This is a genomic window from Thalassotalea castellviae, from assembly GCF_031846185.1.
In the GTDB taxonomy this organism is placed as follows: domain Bacteria; phylum Pseudomonadota; class Gammaproteobacteria; order Enterobacterales; family Alteromonadaceae; genus Thalassotalea_H; species Thalassotalea_H castellviae.
In genome coordinates this window covers 303,227-322,117 of record NZ_JAVRIF010000002.1, presented here as the reverse complement: position 1 = coordinate 322,117, position 18,891 = coordinate 303,227, and the positions used below count along the sequence as shown (strand labels likewise).

Annotated in this window: 15 protein-coding genes; 11 read left to right on the top strand and 4 right to left on the bottom strand. The window is 37.0% G+C overall.

Annotation, left to right across the window (positions count from 1 at the left end):
• Positions 1-87: 87 nt before the first annotated feature.
• Positions 88-921, top strand: coding sequence for a thymidylate synthase (locus RM573_RS05155; RefSeq protein ID WP_311578221.1), 834 nt, complete (start codon positions 88-90; stop codon positions 919-921).
• A gap of 50 nt (positions 922-971) precedes the next feature.
• Here RM573_RS05155 and RM573_RS05150 read toward each other — a convergent pair whose 3' ends face one another.
• Entirely contained in the window at positions 972-1,217 is a 246-nt protein-coding gene (locus RM573_RS05150) for a YfhL family 4Fe-4S dicluster ferredoxin (protein WP_311578218.1), read from the bottom strand.
• Positions 1,217-2,587: a prephenate-dependent tRNA uridine(34) hydroxylase TrhP gene (trhP, locus tag RM573_RS05145; protein ID WP_311578214.1), complete on the bottom strand. Its 1,371-nt coding sequence runs from the start codon at positions 2,585-2,587 to the stop codon at positions 1,217-1,219. Before trhP ends, RM573_RS05150 begins: the two co-directional genes overlap by 1 nt.
• Before the next feature lie 240 nt (positions 2,588-2,827).
• Between trhP and RM573_RS05140 the strand changes: the two genes are divergently transcribed.
• Positions 2,828-3,670: an HDOD domain-containing protein gene (locus tag RM573_RS05140; RefSeq protein ID WP_311578211.1), complete on the top strand. Its 843-nt coding sequence runs from the start codon at positions 2,828-2,830 to the stop codon at positions 3,668-3,670.
• Between the two features lie 76 nt (positions 3,671-3,746).
• Here the strand turns inward: RM573_RS05140 and rdgC are convergent, their stop codons facing one another.
• Positions 3,747-4,667 carry a recombination-associated protein RdgC gene (gene rdgC, locus RM573_RS05135; RefSeq protein WP_311578208.1) on the bottom strand — a complete coding sequence of 307 codons (921 nt, stop codon included), beginning with the start codon at positions 4,665-4,667 and terminating at the stop codon, positions 3,747-3,749.
• A gap of 104 nt (positions 4,668-4,771) precedes the next feature.
• Positions 4,772-6,511, bottom strand: coding sequence for an ATP-binding protein (locus RM573_RS05130; RefSeq protein WP_311578205.1), 1,740 nt, complete (start codon positions 6,509-6,511; stop codon positions 4,772-4,774).
• 300 nt (positions 6,512-6,811) lie between these two features.
• Here RM573_RS05130 and RM573_RS05125 point away from each other — a divergent pair, with 300 nt between their 5' ends.
• The 9 genes from RM573_RS05125 to RM573_RS05085 all read left to right on the top strand — a co-directional run bounded on the left by RM573_RS05125 (position 6,812) and on the right by RM573_RS05085 (position 18,831).
• Complete coding sequence (locus tag RM573_RS05125; protein ID WP_311578201.1) at positions 6,812-7,738, top strand: porin; 927 nt, start codon at positions 6,812-6,814, stop codon at positions 7,736-7,738.
• Positions 7,739-7,909: 171 nt separating this feature from the next.
• Positions 7,910-8,611, top strand: coding sequence for a phosphate regulon transcriptional regulator PhoB (phoB, locus tag RM573_RS05120; protein WP_311578198.1), 702 nt, complete (start codon positions 7,910-7,912; stop codon positions 8,609-8,611).
• Between the two features lie 11 nt (positions 8,612-8,622).
• Positions 8,623-9,927 carry a phosphate regulon sensor histidine kinase PhoR gene (phoR, locus tag RM573_RS05115; RefSeq protein WP_311578195.1) on the top strand — a complete coding sequence of 435 codons (1,305 nt, stop codon included), beginning with the start codon at positions 8,623-8,625 and terminating at the stop codon, positions 9,925-9,927.
• Positions 9,928-10,175: 248 nt separating this feature from the next.
• Positions 10,176-11,135, top strand: a complete 960-nt coding sequence (locus tag RM573_RS05110; RefSeq protein ID WP_311578192.1) for a PstS family phosphate ABC transporter substrate-binding protein — start codon at positions 10,176-10,178, stop codon at positions 11,133-11,135.
• Positions 11,136-11,464: 329 nt separating this feature from the next.
• Positions 11,465-13,066, top strand: a complete 1,602-nt coding sequence (locus RM573_RS05105; protein ID WP_311578190.1) for a hypothetical protein — start codon at positions 11,465-11,467, stop codon at positions 13,064-13,066.
• 74 nt (positions 13,067-13,140) lie between these two features.
• Positions 13,141-15,828: a TonB-dependent receptor domain-containing protein gene (locus tag RM573_RS05100; RefSeq protein WP_311578188.1), complete on the top strand. Its 2,688-nt coding sequence runs from the start codon at positions 13,141-13,143 to the stop codon at positions 15,826-15,828.
• A 297-nt stretch (positions 15,829-16,125) separates the two neighbouring features.
• Positions 16,126-16,914 (top strand): DUF3450 domain-containing protein, encoded by a 789-nt coding sequence (locus RM573_RS05095; protein ID WP_311578185.1) that lies wholly within the window; start codon positions 16,126-16,128, stop codon positions 16,912-16,914.
• 9 nt (positions 16,915-16,923) lie between these two features.
• The gene (locus RM573_RS05090; RefSeq protein WP_311578183.1) at positions 16,924-18,300 is read left to right on the top strand and encodes a MotA/TolQ/ExbB proton channel family protein; all 1,377 of its coding nucleotides are present in this window, start codon (positions 16,924-16,926) and stop codon (positions 18,298-18,300) included.
• A gap of 3 nt (positions 18,301-18,303) precedes the next feature.
• On the top strand, positions 18,304-18,831 hold the full coding sequence (locus RM573_RS05085; protein WP_311578181.1) for a MotA/TolQ/ExbB proton channel family protein: 528 nt from the start codon (positions 18,304-18,306) through the stop codon (positions 18,829-18,831).
• The last annotated feature ends 60 nt before the right edge of the window (positions 18,832-18,891 follow it).

Here is an 18,891-nt window from a genome sequence, read left to right as displayed (position 1 = left end):
CATTTTTCATAGTATTCATCAGATATTTTCGGCATAATTTACACGTATAAATTGCGTCATTACCGTTATCAATTTTAGGAAAAATTAATGAAAGCTTATTTAGATTTAATGCGTCATGTTTACGAGCATGGGGTAGAAAAGTCAGACCGAACAGGCACAGGGACAAAAAGTATTTTTGGCCATCAAATGCGGTTTGATTTATCTAAAGGTTTTCCCTTAGTAACGACGAAGAAATGTCATTTAAAGTCAATCATTCATGAATTGTTATGGTTTATCAAGGGCGAGTCGAATATCGCTTATCTGAAAGAGAATGGCGTGAAAATTTGGGATGATTGGGCTACACCTGAAGGCGAATTAGGACCTGTTTACGGAGTACAATGGCGTAATTGGCCAGCAGCCAATGGTGAAACGATTGATCAGTTAGCGCAATTAATTGATGATTTGAAAAACAATCCCGATTCACGTCGCCATATTATTACCGCTTGGAACCCTGCATTATTACCTGATACTTCTATTAGCCCTGATGCCAATGCAGCTATAGGCAAACAAGCATTACCGCCGTGCCATACTCTTTTTCAGTTTTATGTGCTTGAAGGTAAATTGTCATGTCAGTTATATCAACGCAGTGCTGATATTTTCTTAGGCGTACCCTTTAATATTGCCAGTTACGCATTATTTACTATGATGATCGCCCAAGTCTGTGATCTTGAGTTAGGCGACTTTGTTCATACCTTTGGTGATGCGCATTTATATTTAAATCATATGGAGCAAGTGCAAGAGCAACTTTCGCGTGAGCCATTACCGTTACCAACTATGGCGATTAATCCAGAGGTTAAAAGCATCTTTGATTTCACTTTTGAAGATTTTGAATTAAAAAACTATCAATCGCACCCACACATTAAAGCACCGATATCTGTTTAAGCATTAAATGATAAAAAGGAGCTTAGCTCCTTTTTTGCTTAGTGGCCTCGTTAACCATGCATCTGCATAAACTTTGCCAGTAACATATCTTTATCTTCTAAATAGTTAGGGTCTTTTTTAATACAATCTATCGGGCACACTGACACACAAGTTGGTTTATCATAATGACCTAGACATTCAGTGCATTTTTCTGGATTAATTTCATAGACGTTCTCACCTAATGATATCGCTTTATTTGGGCATTCTGGATCGCACATATCACAATTAATACAAGATGCTTCAATTAGAAAGGCCATTATGCGGTTGCCTGCTGATGGTGTTTCTGGGGATATGGATGACGAGTTGTTCCTCCTGGTTTTAAGTAACGCAGGATAATCGCGAATTTCAACTCGAGTTCTGTAGCCAGTTTAATGTACACCTCATGTCCAGAGCCTTTAGCATCAGTAATTTCTTCATTGTTGATATTGGTCATATATTCAAGGGTAAAGGATAAATTACCTGAAGGTGTCATCAGCTCTAAAGTATCCCCCGTTAAAAACTTATTTTTAACGTCAATTTTTATAAACTTTTCATCTTCACTTTTGCCTATAACTTCTCCAACGAATTGCTGAGTATCACTTTTTGAATAACCATATTCATAGTTTTGTGTTTCACCATGACGGTGTCGTTGTAAAAAACCTTCGGTATAGCCTCGATGCGCTAAATGTTCTAAATCAGTGTTAAGGGATTGATTAAAGGGCTTATTCGCAAGTGAATCTAGCATTGCTTGATTATAAATTTGTGCGGTTCTGGCGCAATAATAAAAAGACTTAGTCCTACCTTCTATTTTGAGTGAATGCACTCCTATTTTTACCAGGCGATCAACATGTTCTACCGCGCGTAAATCTTTTGAGTTCATAATATAGGTGCCGTGCTCATCTTCGAAGGCGGGCATGTACTCACCGGGGCGACCTTGTTCTTGCAAAAGAACAAGGTCATTAAAAGGAGACTGATCAGGCTTATAAATATCTACAGGTCGTGCAATAACATCACCCGTTTCAGTTTCTTTCGCTGCATGGGCCTGATATTTCCAACGACAAGAATTTGTGCAGGTGCCTTGATTTGGATCTCGTTTATTGATGTAACCTGATAATAAACAACGCCCTGAATAAGCCATGCAAAGCGCACCATGAACAAATACTTCTAACTCCATTTCAGGACACTGAAATCGTATTTCTTCTATTTCATCTAATGATAATTCTCGCGATAAAATAACGCGTTCAATTCCTTGTTGGTGCCAAAATTTGACGGTTGACCAATTAACCGCATTAGCTTGCACTGATAAATGTATTGCCATATCTGGAAAGTTTTCTCTAACGAGCATAATTAATCCAGGATCTGACATAATTAATGCATCAGGTTTCATGGCAATAATCGGTGCAATATCGGTTAAAAAAGTTTTAAGTTTACTGTTATGAGGTGCAATATTATTGACTAGATAGAATTTTTTGCCGAGTTGATGCGCTTCATTTATGCCTTGTCTAATGGTTTCAATATTAAATTCATTATTTCGAACCCGTAATGAGTAACGAGGTTGTCCGGCATAAACCGCGTCTGCGCCATACGCAAAGGCATAACGCATGTTTTTTAAACTGCCTGCAGGTGAAAGTAATTCTGGTTTTATCATATAAAGCACTCGATTTTTAAAAGCAAACATTTTAAAAATCGTTGAGTGAGCATTCAAACTGTCTGATCAAGAAAACATTAAATAATGGGAGAAAATGCTTGTATTTTTTTTCAATATTTTATTTTGCAAAACTGGAAATAACAATTAACAAAATATTTTGTTTAAAATTTATTTTTTCCAGTTTTATCAGAAATATGTGCTACTTTTAAAAAAGAGAAATAATTTTTTAAGAGGTTCTTTATGGGAACGGAAAATGCGCTTTACACCATATTGGTGGAAAAAATTAAACAAGAATCTTTAGTCTTACCGACATTACCTGAAGTTGCTTTAAGAGTGAGAGAAGCAGCAGATGATCCAGAAATTAATCTTGGCCAGATGAGTGAGATTATTTCTCATGATGCTGCTTTATCAATGGGTATGCTAAAAGTTGCTAATAGCGCTATGTTAGGCCGTGGTATTAAAGTTGAAACTGTGAATCAAGCCGTTACAAGAATTGGCTTAAGGCAAATAAAAAGCATTGCTACCGCAATGGCATTAGAACAAGTATTTATTTCTGAAAATGAAATAGTTTCCATGTATTTGAAAAAATCATGGTCTAAAACTGTTGATGTCGCTTCAGTCGCTATTTCTTTAATGACGTTTTATTTAAAGAAAAACAAACATTCTCCATTAATGTTAGAAACGGTTACCTTAGCTGCATTAATTCATAGTATTGGTGTTTTACCCATTTTAACGGAAGCAGAAAGTCATCCTGATGTGTTTGCTAATCCAACCTTTTTACAGCAAGCTATTATCAAGCTTTCGAGTCGTGTTGGCGCTGAGGTTACTAAAGCGTGGGGATTATCAGAAGATTTTACAGAAATTGTACAAACTTGGAGTGACTTAACGATATTACCTGAAGAAGTTCATTATTTAGATTTTATTCGTTCAGGGGCAATTTACCATAATATATTTAAAAACGAATCGACGAAAGAGACTTTACTTAAGCGTTACGTCGCGAAAGGGATCATGCCTGATGTTAACTTTATGGAGAGTGATGAGTTTAAAGCCATGGTTTCTGATGTGAAAACCATGTTTAGTTAAAGTATATTAGAGAACAATCGTTTTGACATAAATAAAAAGGCGCCGATGAAGCGCCTTTTTGATGTTTAATGATTGGTTAGTCTTCTAAATAATCGGTAGTTTTGACAGAAAATTCTGCTAATAAATCATGAATGAAACGATTTATTTCACCGGCCATTAACGCAAAATCAGCATCTAGACGAGCCACTATGTCATCTTTATCAATATCTTCATTTTGTTCATGAATAACATCAAAAAACTTGACGCGTTTTATTGCCAGATCGTCACATAAAATACACGACATAGCATCATCCCATTCTAAAGCAAGCTTAACAACAAACTTTTCGGCATCTAAATGCGCTTTAATTTCATCACTATCAAGCTCTTGATTTTTAACACGGACAACGGCGCCATCATCACCTAAACCATGAAGTTCAGCTTCTAAACCTAATTGAAAATTATCACCGAGGTTATGCTCGGTAAGCCAATCGGTCATCATTTCATCGGGTGCTTTTTCAGGAGATACACTCGTAACAGGTAAGGTGCCTAAGACTTTTCTTAACAAGGCAAGAAAGTCTTCTGCTTTACTTCTACTACTGGTATTGATCACAATAATATTGTGTTCAGGATTAATATAAGCATGAGTGTCTGTCACTCGAGAAAAAGCGCGCGGTAATAATTCAAAAATAATATCTTCTTTAAATTGTTCTTTTTCTTTTTTAGTTGCACTACGCGACTGCTCTGTTTCTAACAGGGCTATTTTTTCTTCAAGCATATCTTTAATTACTGGTGCTGGTAAAATTTTCTCTTCTTTTCTTGCACACAATAAGTGATTGCCATTGACTGAGTGGACAGTACTGCTGCCATTTTTTCCAAGCGCATTTACCCAACCAAAATGTGACATTTCAGTTGAACCACAAGGAGTAAATAGATGCTCACCAAGGTGTTTTTCGAGATCTTGTTCTGACCATTCAAACGGGCGAGTAAAGGCGAAAAAGTAGAGGTTTTTGAACCACATTAAAGCTATCCTTCGGCCATTTTTAGGCCGGTAAACAAAAAGGAAACTATCTTAACTTAATTCATTTAATGAGTCATACATTTCATGGTGAGATAATGGTTTGTTTAGCGCATATCTTTAAAGGTAATGAGGTAACTTAAACCTTGGTTTTCTTCTGAACTCGCAACAATAGTGCCGTTTAACGTATCTGTAACTAAATTTTGAACAATATGTGTGCCTAAACCGCTACCACCTCTACCTGATTTAGTTGTAAAAAATGGGTCAAATAATGAGGGTAAAGATTCTTTTGGAATGCCTAAGCCGTTATCAGCATAGGTAATTTGTACTTCATCATTTTGCATCTCAACTTTAATATTGATTTCACCTTGTTCAATACCTTCAAAACCGTGAATAATTGAGTTAATGATTAAGTTAGTAAAAATTTGCGAGATAGCGCCAGCATGACAATAAACTTCGATAGTATCAGAACAATCAATGTTGATTTCATGCTTGGTTTTTTTCAGTTTAGGGTGTAATGATTTGATTATTTCATTGATATATTTTGCCAGATTTATATGACGGATCTTGTCGCTCGTTTGGTCAACGGCAACTTGTTTGTAGCTACTAATGAGATCGGAAGCTCGATTGAGATTATTAATTAATAATTCAACGCTTTGATTAGCATTTTGTCTAAATTCATCTAGGCCACGCTTACTTAACTTATTACTGTCTATTTCATCATTAAGTTTAGTCAGTAGATCAGATAAGTAACTCGTTGAAGTAATACTTACTCCAATTGGGGTGTTAATTTCATGAGTAATCTCAGCAGATAAGGTTCCAAGTGTCGCCATTTTTTCGGCATCTAATAATCTTTCTTGGGCTTTCCTAAGCTCTTGAATCGAACTCTTAAGTTCATCATTGGTATTGGTTAATGTTTTTTCTGTTTGGCTTCTTCGACTATTTTCTGCTTTGAGTTGCCCTTGTTGAGCGAGTAACTCTCTTTGCTGCATTTCCATTTTTAACATAGTGGTACTTAATGAAGAGGTTTTTTTCGCAACTTCTTGTTCTAACATTAAGTTTTGTTCATCGAGTTTGTTATTTGAGTCAATAATCTCACTTTGCGCAGTGGCGAGCTCTTCTTTATAGCGGGATAATTCGGATAAAAGATTATTATAGGCATTTTGTAAAATACTCAATTCGTTTCTTTCATAATTGACAATATGAAGTTTGGATGCTTCTGGATCGTCGATATCGAATTGGTTAATTTGTTCAGTTAATTCATTAAGCGGGTTGGTTAATAGTTGTGAAAAGGCAATCGAAAATAAAAAGACTAATGCGGCCGTTTTCACCATGGCGTTGCCAATAAGGAAATATATCCCGATTTCAATACGATCAAAAATTACCTGATTACTCGAAAGCAATGTCACCGTACCGACTTTGGTAGTACGACCAGAAAACTCAAAAATCAGTGGGAAACTATAGCCAAAGAGCCCTTCAGATAATGAACTTATATTAAAATAACTTTTTTCTTTATTATCTAATTTAATGTCGCCGTCTTGTGTTCTATTCTCACCTAATTGCGTAATGATTTGATTGTTTTCATCAGTAACTTTTATCCCTTTTATCATTGGGATCGCAACTAAACCTTCAGCAATGTCGATAGCTTGTTGCGTGTTTAACTCCCATACGGCGCGAGTTAAACTACTACTAAAGGTTTTTTCTAAGGTGAGTAATTCGCTATTGATATGACTTTTGGTATTGATATATTCAGCACCAATTTGAACACAGGTCACTAAAAAGGTTAAGACAAAATAAAATGACAATACACGAGTTAAAAGCTTTCGAGAAATGCTAGTTACTTTCATTTTATTTTCTTTATAGCCCCGTTGATTATTTGATAATAGCGCTTTTGATAGATGATTAAAGTGTTTTTTTGTTTTTTTGGCAAAAATTAGTAAAAAAAGACTTAGTTTTCCATACTATAGACTATACTTTTAAAAATTAAAAATGGCTGATATGTCATAAAAGTGAAATAACACTGACATAAAAATATCTCTATTATTTCACTTTTCTGTAAAAAAACGTACATATTGTCACAAAAGTGTCATCTTTGGTCGGCACAATATGCGGTAAATAAATACTAAGCAAATTTTAAGGGTTTAGATATGAAACTTTCATATAGCACTTTGGCTACAGCATTATTAGCCACATTATCTGTGTCGTCATTGGCTGCCGATGTTACTATTTATGGTAAAGCCAATGTTTCAGTTCAATCTTCTGATGAAGGGGAAGGTTCGTTTACTGAGGTTAAAAGTAATGCCTCTCGCATTGGTTTTAAAGGCACCCATGAATTGTCAGACGATTTAACGGTCGTTTATAAAGCTGAATTTCAAGTTGACCTAGATGGTGATTCAGCGAAAGGTGACAGCATCACAGATAGGAATCAGTACATTGGCTTAAAAGGAAATTTTGGTCAAGTATTGCTTGGAAACAATGATACTGTGTTAAAACAGTCTCAAGGAAAAGTTGATTTATTTAGTGATTTAAATGGTGATATTAAAAGTTTATGGAAAGGTGAAAACCGTATGTCTGATTCCATTACTTATAAATCTAAGAGCTTTAATCACTTTCAAGTGGGTGTTACTTATGTCGTTGAAGATAGCGTAGATGGTGATGATGCTACCTCTTTTGCTGTTACTTACGGTGATGCAGCACTAAAAAAATCGCAATGGTATGCTGCTTTAGCGTTTGATTCTGAAATGAAAGGATACGATGTCACTCGTGCAACGGTTCAAGGTAAGTTAGCAGGGGTTACTTTAGGCGCAATGTTACAAACTCAAGAAGAAGTGTCTTCTGGAAAAGAAATGGATGGTTTTCTTGCCTCAGCTAAATATTCTATCGATAGCTGGGTATTAAAAGCGCAATTACAAACCGCGAATTTTGATGGCGGTGATGATAAGTCAGGTGTGACTCTAGGTGCTGACTATAAACTTGCTAAAAATACCAAACTATATGGTTTTTATACTACATTTGATATGGACAGTGGTGCTGATGAAGACTACTTAGGGGCTGGGATTGAGTATAAGTTTTAATCTCTTTTTCTAATATCTGTAATTAAAGCGACTTTAGGTCGCTTTTTTCTTGCCTTAAGTAACTTGATAGTGAATGATTAACTAAAATTTCAAGTGTGTAATAAAATTGTCACAAAAACTTATCACAATGTTCATTAGCAGTTGTCGATAGACCATCAGGAAATTTTTTACATGAACAGACAGATTTTAGTTGTGGAAGATGAAACACCGATCAGGGAAATGATCACCTTTGTGTTAGAGCAAAATGGTTTTAATACCATTGAAGCAGAAGACTATGAGGAGGCAAAGTCAAAGATTGTTGAACCCTATCCAGATCTTATTTTACTTGATTGGATGCTTCCTGGTGGAACTGGCGTTAAGCTAGCAAAAACCTTAAAACAGAATGAATACACCCGTTCAATTCCTATTATTATGTTAACCGCACGTGCGGATGAAGATGATAAAGTAAAAGGTTTTGATGTCGGCGTTGACGATTATGTGACGAAACCATTTTCGCCGAAAGAATTAATCGCACGTATTAAAGCGGTTATTCGTCGAGTTTCACCAACGGCACTTGAAGAAGCGATTGAATTTCATGGCATGAAGCTTGACCCTGTTGCTCATCGAGTATCCATCAATGAACGCGCATTAGATTTAGGGCCCACAGAGTTCAGACTTTTACATTTCTTTATGACTCATACAGAAAGAGTTTATAGTCGAGAACAATTATTAGATAATGTTTGGGGTACCAATGTGTATGTTGAAGATAGAACGGTAGATGTTCACATTCGTCGATTACGAAAAGCGATTGCAGGAGAAGGTCATGAAGACTTCATTCAAACGGTACGTGGCTCAGGATATCGATTCTCTGGCAAAATAAAAATGAGTCTATAAAGTTCGAATATATGTATTTTCGTTTATCGGTTAGATCTATTCTAAGTCGTTTAATCATAACCTTAGTATTAAGTGCTATTGTTGGCTTTCTATTTGGCCAAACCTTTCTCTTTATTGCCCTTAGCTCTCTTACTATGCTTATTTGGCATTATCACCATTTATTAAAGTTAATTAAATGGTTATGGCGTAGTAAAACCATTTCACCTCCGGTTGCTCAAGGTGTGTGGGGAAGAATATACGATGGCCTTTACCGACAGACTAAAAAGCACCGTAAAAAACAAAAAATCCTGAACGCAAAAATACGACAATTTAGAGATGGTGCTGAGGCTTTACCTGATGCTGCGCTTGTTTTGTCAGATGACTTAACCATTGAATGGGGCAATAAAAAAGCACAACGTTTACTTGGTATTCGCTGGCCAGGCGATATTGGTCAACGAATTGATAACTTATTAAGATTTCCAGAGTTTAGCCAATACCTAGAAGATGCAAATTTTGAATCCCCTTGTCATATCCCTTCACCGATTAATGCTGAATTGGTTTTAGAGTTACGTTTAATGGCCTATGGCAGCGAGCAAGTGTTATTTCTTGCAAGAGATGTCAGTAAAGTGCATCGCCTTGAAGAAATGCGTCGTGATTTTGTTGCTAATGTTTCTCATGAATTAAAGACGCCGCTGACTGTGGTGCGTGGTTATGTAGAAATGGTACAAATGACGGAACATGCGTTAGATCCTTATTGGCAAAAAGTCTTCAATACCATGGATACTCAAGTATCGAGAATGGATCGTTTAGTTGAGCAGTTACTGATACTTTCTCGGGTAGAAATAAATATTGATGAAGATGATAAACAGTTAATTGATATGCCTAAGTTGATTCGTGCCTTAGTTGAAGACAGTAAATGGCTTAATCAAGATAAAAAACATCATATAACAGCAAATATTGATGATCACCTTGCGATAGAAGGCATTGATAACGAAATTAAAAGTGCCTGTTTAAATTTAATATCCAATGCAATTAGTTATACACAAGCCAATGGCAATATTCATATCTCGTGGCAAATGGATGGAAATAAAGCTAAATTTTCAGTGAAAGACGATGGCCCTGGTATTCGCCCTGAAAACGTTAATAGAATTACTGAACGATTCTTTCGAGTCGATAAATCGAGATCTCGTGACACCGGTGGGTCAGGTTTAGGGTTAGCGATTGTTAAGCACGTCTTGAATCATCATCATGCTGAACTTTCAATTAATTCTAAATGGGGAATGGGGAGTGAATTTATTATTTACTTTGATCCTAAATGTATTCGAACAGTCCCTTAAATCCTTTTATCTATCTAAACGATTTCTTCACCTTTTATGGTTTCCCTCACTGAAAAATACTGACTAGCAAAGGTTTTTCAATCAAAGGTAACAATACTTCAAATTTATGACAGTTATTTTACCTTTGTCATATAAGTGTCACAAACCTTAAATATAATTGTCATATTAGCTTTATATAGTGTTCACAAATTAACAAGGTTATACCATTGAATAATCAATTTGGTATACAAGTCTCATTGGAGAAAATTATGAGTATCAAACGTGCCTTAGGCATCATTGGTTTAGCAAGTATGGTGAGTTTTTCATCTGTCGCGGTAGATAAAGATTTACCTGTTTACAAAAAAGTAAGTGGTGTTTCAGGTAATGTGTCATCAGTTGGCTCTGATACCTTAGCGAATATGATGACCTTTTGGGCAGAAGAGTTTAAACGTACTTACCCTAACGTTAATGTACAAATTCAAGCGGCCGGTTCTTCTACTGCTCCACCAGCATTAACTGAAGCAACATCAAACTTAGGGCCAATGAGTCGTAAAATGAAGTCTCGTGAAATCGAAGCATTTGAAAAGCGCTACGGTTATAAGCCGACTGCTGTTCGTGTTGCAATTGATGCATTAGCGGTGTTTGTTCATAAAGATAATCCATTAAAAGGGTTACGTATTGACCAAGTAGACGCCATTTTTTCTAACAACCGTAAGTGTGGTGCGTTAAAAGAAGTAGATCGTTGGGGCGATTTAGGTCTTTCTGGTGAGTGGACAGGTAAAGATATACAGCTTTACGGTCGTAACTCAGTTTCTGGTACTTATGGTTACTTCAAAAAGAAAGCCCTTTGTAAAGGTGACTTTAAAAACAATGTCAATGAACAACCTGGTTCTGCATCAGTTGTGCAATCTGTTTCTGCTTCATTAAATGGTATTGGCTATTCTGGCATTGGTTACCAAACATCAGGTGTACGTGCTTTACCTTTATCAAAGAAAGGTGATAACTTCGTAGAAGCGAATATGGCGAATGCCGTATCGAAAAAATACCCATTATCTCGCTTTTTATATGTGTATGTTAACAAGCACCCAAATAAGCCTTTAGCACCGATGGAAGCAGAATTTTTGAAAATGGTTTTATCTAAGTCAGGACAAAAAATAGTTGAAAAAGATGGCTATATTCCATTGCCAAACTCTGTTGTACAAAAAGAATATAAAAAGTTAGGTTTGTAAACTATTTACTAACTAAAGTTTAATTAACTCATTGAAAGGTCTAGCATTTTCTAGGCCTTTTTTTGTATTCTTGTACAAAAATCATCATTTTAGAATAGGCGTATGCCTTGTCATATTACTGTCATTCTTTAGCAACAAAAACTACATATTTCTAAAACATTTCTGTCATTTTTCCCCAGTAGGATAGCTACAACTTTTAGTCAAGCTGTCTAAATGAAGTTTTTTTGATGTCTTTGTTACTAAAAAAAACAAAGAGAGAAAACCATGATAAATCTTCATTTAGCCAGTTTGAACACATTTAAAACTATATATCTTCGGAGCAAAAAGAAATGCAAATGAAATCACTATTCAAAGTAAGCGCGATAGCATGTGCTTTAACATTAGTTGGTTGTGGTGGCGATATTCAGATCACCCCTACAGTAAATGACAATAGTTCAACAACTGACAACAGTGTCAATAACTCAAATAATACTGTTGATAATGGTGCAACTGAAACCGTTGAATGTACAAGTTATGAAACTGAAGCCGGTACAGTAGAAGGTGCTTTTGACGGTTTAGATTGTTTATACAATGACTCATTTGCCAGCAAAAACATCTCTATTACAGCAAACCTTACGTTTGAAGAATTACCTAATGGTGGTATTCATGTGTTTGAAGATGCGTTATTAATTGGTGCTGATGGCCGTAAATCAGAAGGTTTTGAAGTGCCAGTAAATGGTCCTACTATGACGGTTAAACCTGGTGCTACATTAGCATTTAAATCGGGTGAAGCGATTATTCGTATTGCACGTGGCGCGAAAATTCAAGCGGTAGGTACTGCTGCTAAGCCAGTCACTTTTACTTCTGCATTTGCTTATGATCGTCATGATCTTGAAGGTAATGGTGCACAATACGCTGATTGGGGCGGAATCATCATTAACGGTAACGGTTTAACGAACCAATGTACTAATGCTCAACGTGCTGCAAGCACTTGTGATGTTGGTTCAGAAGGTATTACGAGTTACTTTGGTGGTAATGATAATACTGACGGAAGCGGTAACATCAAATGGGCAAAAATTTGGTATGCTGGTTCTGGTCCTCGCGTAGGTGGTGAAGGTGATGATTTGAACTCATTAACACTAAACGCTGTTGGTTCAGGTTCTTCGTTTGATTATCTTCATATTCACCAAGGTTTTGATGATGGTATCGAGTTTTTCGGTGGTGCTTCAAACATCAAACATATCGTAGTAACAGATACGCAAGATGATGCCATCGATATCGATGCAGGCTGGCAAGGTAGCGCTCAATTCTTATTTATTCAACACGGTACAGTAACTACACGTGATGGCGCGACTGCATACATGGGTAACAATGGTTTTGAAACAGATGGTGAGAAAAATGGCGGTGACGATTACAGTGACGCACCTGCATCTTTCCCAACTATTGCAAATGTAACGGTAATTACTACCGATGGTTCGTCAGTACGTGATGGTGACCCTTCAACAGCTCATAAGTTTGATGATTCAATCAAAACGAATTATTACAACGTGTTAGATGTTAAAACTGATGCTTCAAATGGTACAGACTGTATCGCGTTTTCATCAGACGGTTTGAAAAATGCAGCTGAAATCACTTTCAACAACTCAGTATTAGCTTGTGCATCTGAATTTGCTGACGCTACTCAAATGCCGGCAAATATGTCAGTTGAGCAATGGTATGAAAACGGTGGTGTAAACCAACGTGTAGGTGGCGATGCTGATGTAATTTCTGCGGATGGTTTCTCAACTAACACTAGCTCTACCGATGTGACTATTTCAGCTAACGATTTATCTGGTTTAGATTCAAGCTTCTTCGATACAGTTGACTATATCGGTGCTGTATCAGACCAAGACACTAGTTCAGCTTGGTATCAGTGGGTTGAAGCAGCAGTTACTGCAGCTAACAACGACTAAATACCAACCATTTAATAAGGCGCCACTTAATTTATTAAAGGCGCCTTTTTATTGAACTGAATTAGGAAAAAGAAATGACAAATCAATATAAACTCCAAAAGCTCGCTGTTGCTGTGGGGCTAGGTTTGTTCAGCTATACTAGCGTTGCTATTGCTCAAGAAGAAGAGCAACAGGTGATGGAAGAAGTTGTAGCAAAAGCAACTCGTTTGCAAGGTAGTGCTGCTGCGGTAATTGCTGAACGAAAAAACCAAGCTTTTGTCGCTGACATTCTTGGCGCAGAGCAGATGTCTAGAACGGGTGATAGTGATGCCGCTTCAGCGCTTAAACGTGTTACTGGTTTAACACTGGTTGATGGCAAGTTTATTTATGTACGTGGTTTGGGTGAGCGTTACTCAAGTGCTCGATTAAACGGCGCTAATATCCCAAGTCCTGATTTAACACGTAATGTGGTACCGCTTGATATTATCCCTTCAAGTATCATTGAAAGTATGGCGGTTCAAAAAGCATTTTCAGCCAATATGCCGGCCGCTTTTGGTGGTGGTGCTATTGATATCCGAACTAAATCAGTACCAAGTGACTTCACCTCAAGCATTGAAATTGGTTTAGCACATGATACCAGTGCCAGTGACGGCTTAACGTATAATCGCCCAAGCGGTGGTATTTCAACAGCCTTGAAGAATGCGATTGTTGATTATCGTGGTCGTTTTACCATTGACAATATTATCAAGCGTTCAAATTTAACTGATACTGAAAGCCAAACCGTTTCAGAACAAGCTATTGCAATAAATAATGGCTTGTTAAGTTCATTACCAAGAGATTTAGTGATTTCAGAAGAATCATTAGATCCTGCTTACAATATAAAAGCACATATTGGTAATAGCTTTGATGAAAATTATTTTGGTGGTCAATTGGGCTTCCTAGCATCTATCGCTTATGAAACTAAGTGGGATTCAGCTGAAAAGAAAACTTCGGTAATTGCACAAGATGTTGAAGCGGATTGTTCCACTACCTTAGCCACGGCAGAAGATGTTGCAAGTTCTTGTTTCAATACCGTTAAGCATTCAACAGAAACCACTGAAAATGAACGTTATAGCGGCGTATTAAACTTAGGTTATAAGCTTGATAATCATTCAATTTCTTGGAACAACCTCTATTTAGTTGATAACGAAGATGAAGTAGAAGTTTCACAAGTTGAAAGTGCTGGCGGTAGTACCATTTATACCGTGGCAGTTGACGATAGAGCAAATCGTGTTCATGAATTTGATTATGAAGAACGCACTTTACATGTTTCTCAATTATTGGGTCAGCATACCTTTGTTGATTATTGGGGATTAGGTTTTGATTGGCAATATACCCGGTCTAAAGCTGAAACAGAAATCCCGTTTAGCAGTAAATATAATTTTAGAGATAACTTCACCAATGGTAGCTATGCAAATTCAACCATAACCGGTGATGACAACAGAGCTGTATATTCATATACGGATATGGAAGACAGAGTTAATTCATACGGCGGTAACCTTACGTTACCTATTTATGCAAAAGGTTTTGAATTAGAATTTAAAGCCGGTTATGACTTTTCAGACCGTGGCCGTAATTATACAACGTCAAGTTTTGCTGTTCATAATAAATCAGGTTCTGGTATCGAAATTAATGATGGTTCACAATCGCCACTCTCAAATAGTGGCTATTTAAGTGACTCATTTATTTCGGGTCAACGTATATTAGTTGATTTTAACGAACCTTCAGCCCCTGATGCTGATGACTATATTGCTGCGCAAAAGATTGATGCGGCATACGGCGCTTTTGATGTCATTATTGATAATAAGTTTAGAGTCAGTGGTGGTGTCCGTTATGAAGAGTTTAAACAAACTTCGGTGGGTACCTCTAGTTTAATTTTTGGTCAAGAAGATCTCAATATCTTTTGGGCGCCAGAGAAAATTGAAGCCGGTAGTATTTTTACGGATGATTTATTTTCATCGCTTGCGTTTACATATTTGGCGAATGAAAAATATCAAATTCGCGCGAGCTACGGTGAAACTATCGTAAGGCCTGATCTACGTGAAGTTGTGCCGGTAGCCTACTATGATCCTCTAACTGATATCAGAACCTTTGGTCGTGTTGGCTTAGAAAGTAGTCCAATTAAAAACTACGATTTACGTTATGAATATTACGCTGATAATGGTAACAGCTATACCGTTGCTGCGTTTTATAAAGACATTGAATCTCCCATTGAAACCGTTTTACAAGTAGGTGATGAAGATTATTCAGCCACCTTTGTTAATGGCGAAACAGGTGAAGTGCAAGGTGTTGAGTTTGAATGGATGGTTGACTTAGTGAAAGTTGCCGACGGATTCTTTACCTCAGGTAATATTACCTTAAGTGATTCAGAAGTCAGCATAGATCCAGCCTTAGCAGGTAACTTAACAAACCCTACTAAACGTATGAGTGGTCATTCAGAATACGTAGTAAATTTACAATTAAACTATGATTCAGCTGATGGTAATCACTCAGGTTCATTGGTTTACAATGTTTTTGGTGAGCGCATTATTGCTTCTGGTGTAGGTGGTCGAGAGGACGCTCTTGAACAACCTTTCCATGCACTGGATTTAGTATATACGTACTACCCTGATTTTAACTCACAGATCAAATTAAAAGTGAAAAACCTTTTAGATGAATCTCTAGAAGTGACTCAATCAGATATTGCCGTACGTGAAAAAGAAATAGGTACATCAATTAGTTTAAGTTATACCTACGACTTTTAAGTTTATCGCCAGATAAATTTAATGAGTAAAACCCGTCGCATGACGGGTTTTTATTCGATATCGATCTTTTATGTCAGCTATTAAATATTGCACGGCATGCTTTTAACTGTAAGAAAAATGTCACTTTTTTGTCATTTAATAAAGTTGCAATATTAGTGAAACATTAGTGTAACACTTCGTTATTAAAATTCATCCCCAGTAATCTATCAAACTAGTAAAGATAATATTTTTACTAGTAATCGCGCTATCAAAACAATGTATCAAATAGTGCAGAACATCTACTTTTAGGGTTTTAATATGAAAGTCACAAAATGGGCACAAACAAGTTTGTTTATAAGCATGTCAGCCTTTTCAATGTATGGATATTCAATGGGCTACACTTCTTCAGACGAAGAATTAAACAAAGTGGTTAATGCCGGTAAAAAAATTAATCAATCGGCCAATGTTTCTCAGCAAAAGGTCGACAAAATCAATGAACAAATTCAGTCAAAACTACAACAATTTAAAGTAGTTAATAAAGAAATTGATGGATTAAATGTTTACAACAAACAGATGCAGGCGCAATTAAATAATCAACTAACCGAACTTCAACAGTTAGCAACCTCGATGGAGCAAGTCAGCATCATTGAACGCCAAATCTCTCCTTTAATGGCAAGAATGATAGAAACCTTAATTACCTTTGTACGCTTAGATGTGCCTTTTTTACCCGAAGAGCGCAGTAAAAGAACGGCAGATTTAGAAAAATTACTTGAACAAGCTGATGTCTCGGTTGCTGAAAAATTTCGCAGAGTTTTAGAGGCATATCAAGTAGAAGTAGATTATGGCCGCACTATCGAAGTTTACAGTGGTACTCAATTAGTGGATGGCATAGAAAGAGACGTTGATTTTCTTCGTATTGGTCGAGTGAGTTTTGTTTATCAAACGCGAGATGGTGAAAAAATGGGTATGTGGGATAAAGCTAGCCAGTCATGGAAGCCTTTAGCCGCTGATTACCGTACCGATATTAATAAAGCACTTCGTATTGCACGTAAGCAGCTTGCCCCCGATCTTATTATTGTGCCAATCGCACAAGATTCAGCAGAATAAGGCTTTATCATGAAAACACTTAATAAATTTTTTACATCAATTGCGCTATGTTCTTTTGTTTTAACGGCCAATGCACAACAAGCCACAAACCTAGATGACTTATTAAAGCAACTTGAAAAAGGTCAAATTGCTCAAACTCAGCAAAATATCGAACGTGAAGCTGAGTTTATGGCAAAAAAATCGCAACAAGATCAACTGTTAAAACAGGCTATTACCTCAAGAGAGCAAGCGGTTGCAAAAAGTACTGAACTTGAAAATACGTATCAAGTTAATGAAGTAGATATTGCCAATAAAACCGACGCGTTAAATAAGCGAATGGGTGAATTAAAAGAACTGTTTGGTGTACTGCAACAAGTGGCCGGCGATACGAGAAGTAAATTTCAAACATCTACTATTTCTGCGCAAATTCCTGGTCGAGGGAAGTTTCTAGATGAATTTGCACAAAGTATGGGTTCAAGTTCAAAGCTTGCTTCTATCGAAGAAATTGAGCGCTTATGGTTTGAGCTTCAACGTGAAATGACTGAAAGCGGTAAAGTGCATAAATTTAGTGCACAGGTTGTGGCTGCAAATGGTGAAAAAGTTCAAAGTGACGTGATTCGCGTTGGTGGTTTTAACTTAGTCTCAAACGGCAAATATTTAGAATATATTGATGAAACAGGTTCTATTGCTGAGCTTATTAGACAACCATCAAATCGATATTTAGAGAGCGCAGCCGAGTTAACACAAGCCAATACTGGCGCCGTTCCATTTGCTTTAGACCCAACAGGCGGTTCGATTTTAGGGTTGTTAGTTCAAGCTCCTGATACACAAGAGCGTATTGAACAAGGTGGTCCGGTAGGTAACGTGATTATTGCGTTAGGTGTTATTGGACTTCTCATTGCTTTAGAGCGTTTTATTTCATTATTCTTCATTGGCAATAAAGTAAATCGTCAATTAAAAACATCAGTTGCCTCAGACGATAACCCGTTAGGTCGTGTGATGCTCGTTAAAGATAATAATCTTGATGCGGATACTGAGACGCTTGAATTGAAATTATCTGAACGTATTTTAAAAGAAGTGCCTGTACTTACGAGCCGATTAACCTTGATTAAAATAGTTTCTGTTGTCGCGCCTCTAATTGGTTTGTTGGGTACCGTGACCGGGATGATCAATACTTTCCAAGCCATCACATTATTTGGTACGGGTGATCCAAAATTAATGGCAGGCGGCATCTCACAAGCGCTTGTTACTACAGTATTGGGTCTAGTAGTGGCAATTCCAATGGTATTTATTTCTACGCTGCTTAATACTCGTTCACGCGGCATCATTAATGTTTTACAGCAACAAAGTGCTGGCATTATTGCAGAGCGTGCTGAAATGGCAGAACCTGCTGAGAAAGGAGCGTAAGTCATGGTTTTATTCATCGACATGATGAATAGCATTCGTGAGTTTCTTGATACGGGCGGTCAAGTATTGACCGTCATCGCAGGTGTTATTTGTTTAATGTGGTTGCTCATTTTTGAACGTTTATATTTCTTTTTGAAAAGTTATAAAGATATTAGAAACGAGATGATTGCCGATTGGCAAAATAGAGCAGAGCGACATTCGTGGAATGCGGAACAAATACGCATCGCCCAAGTGTCTCGCATCACAGAATTACTCAATAATAATGTCGCCATCATTCAAAGTTTGGTGGTGTTATGTCCACTACTGGGTTTATTGGGAACAGTGACTGGCATGATTGAAGTGTTTGATGTGATGGCAATTTCGGGCAGTGGTAATGCTCGTTCTATGGCATCAGGTGTTTCTCGTGCCACTATTCCAACTATGGCAGGTATGGTGGGATCATTATCCGGTGTTTTTATGGTGACTTGGTTACAAAGAAAAACTAAACGTCGTACTGAACAAATGGAAGACTCATTGCCAATGGCTCACTAATTAGCAAGTTAGTCAAAGTAGAAGAGCCATTAATAAAAATAGTTAACAAAGTGTAAGGAT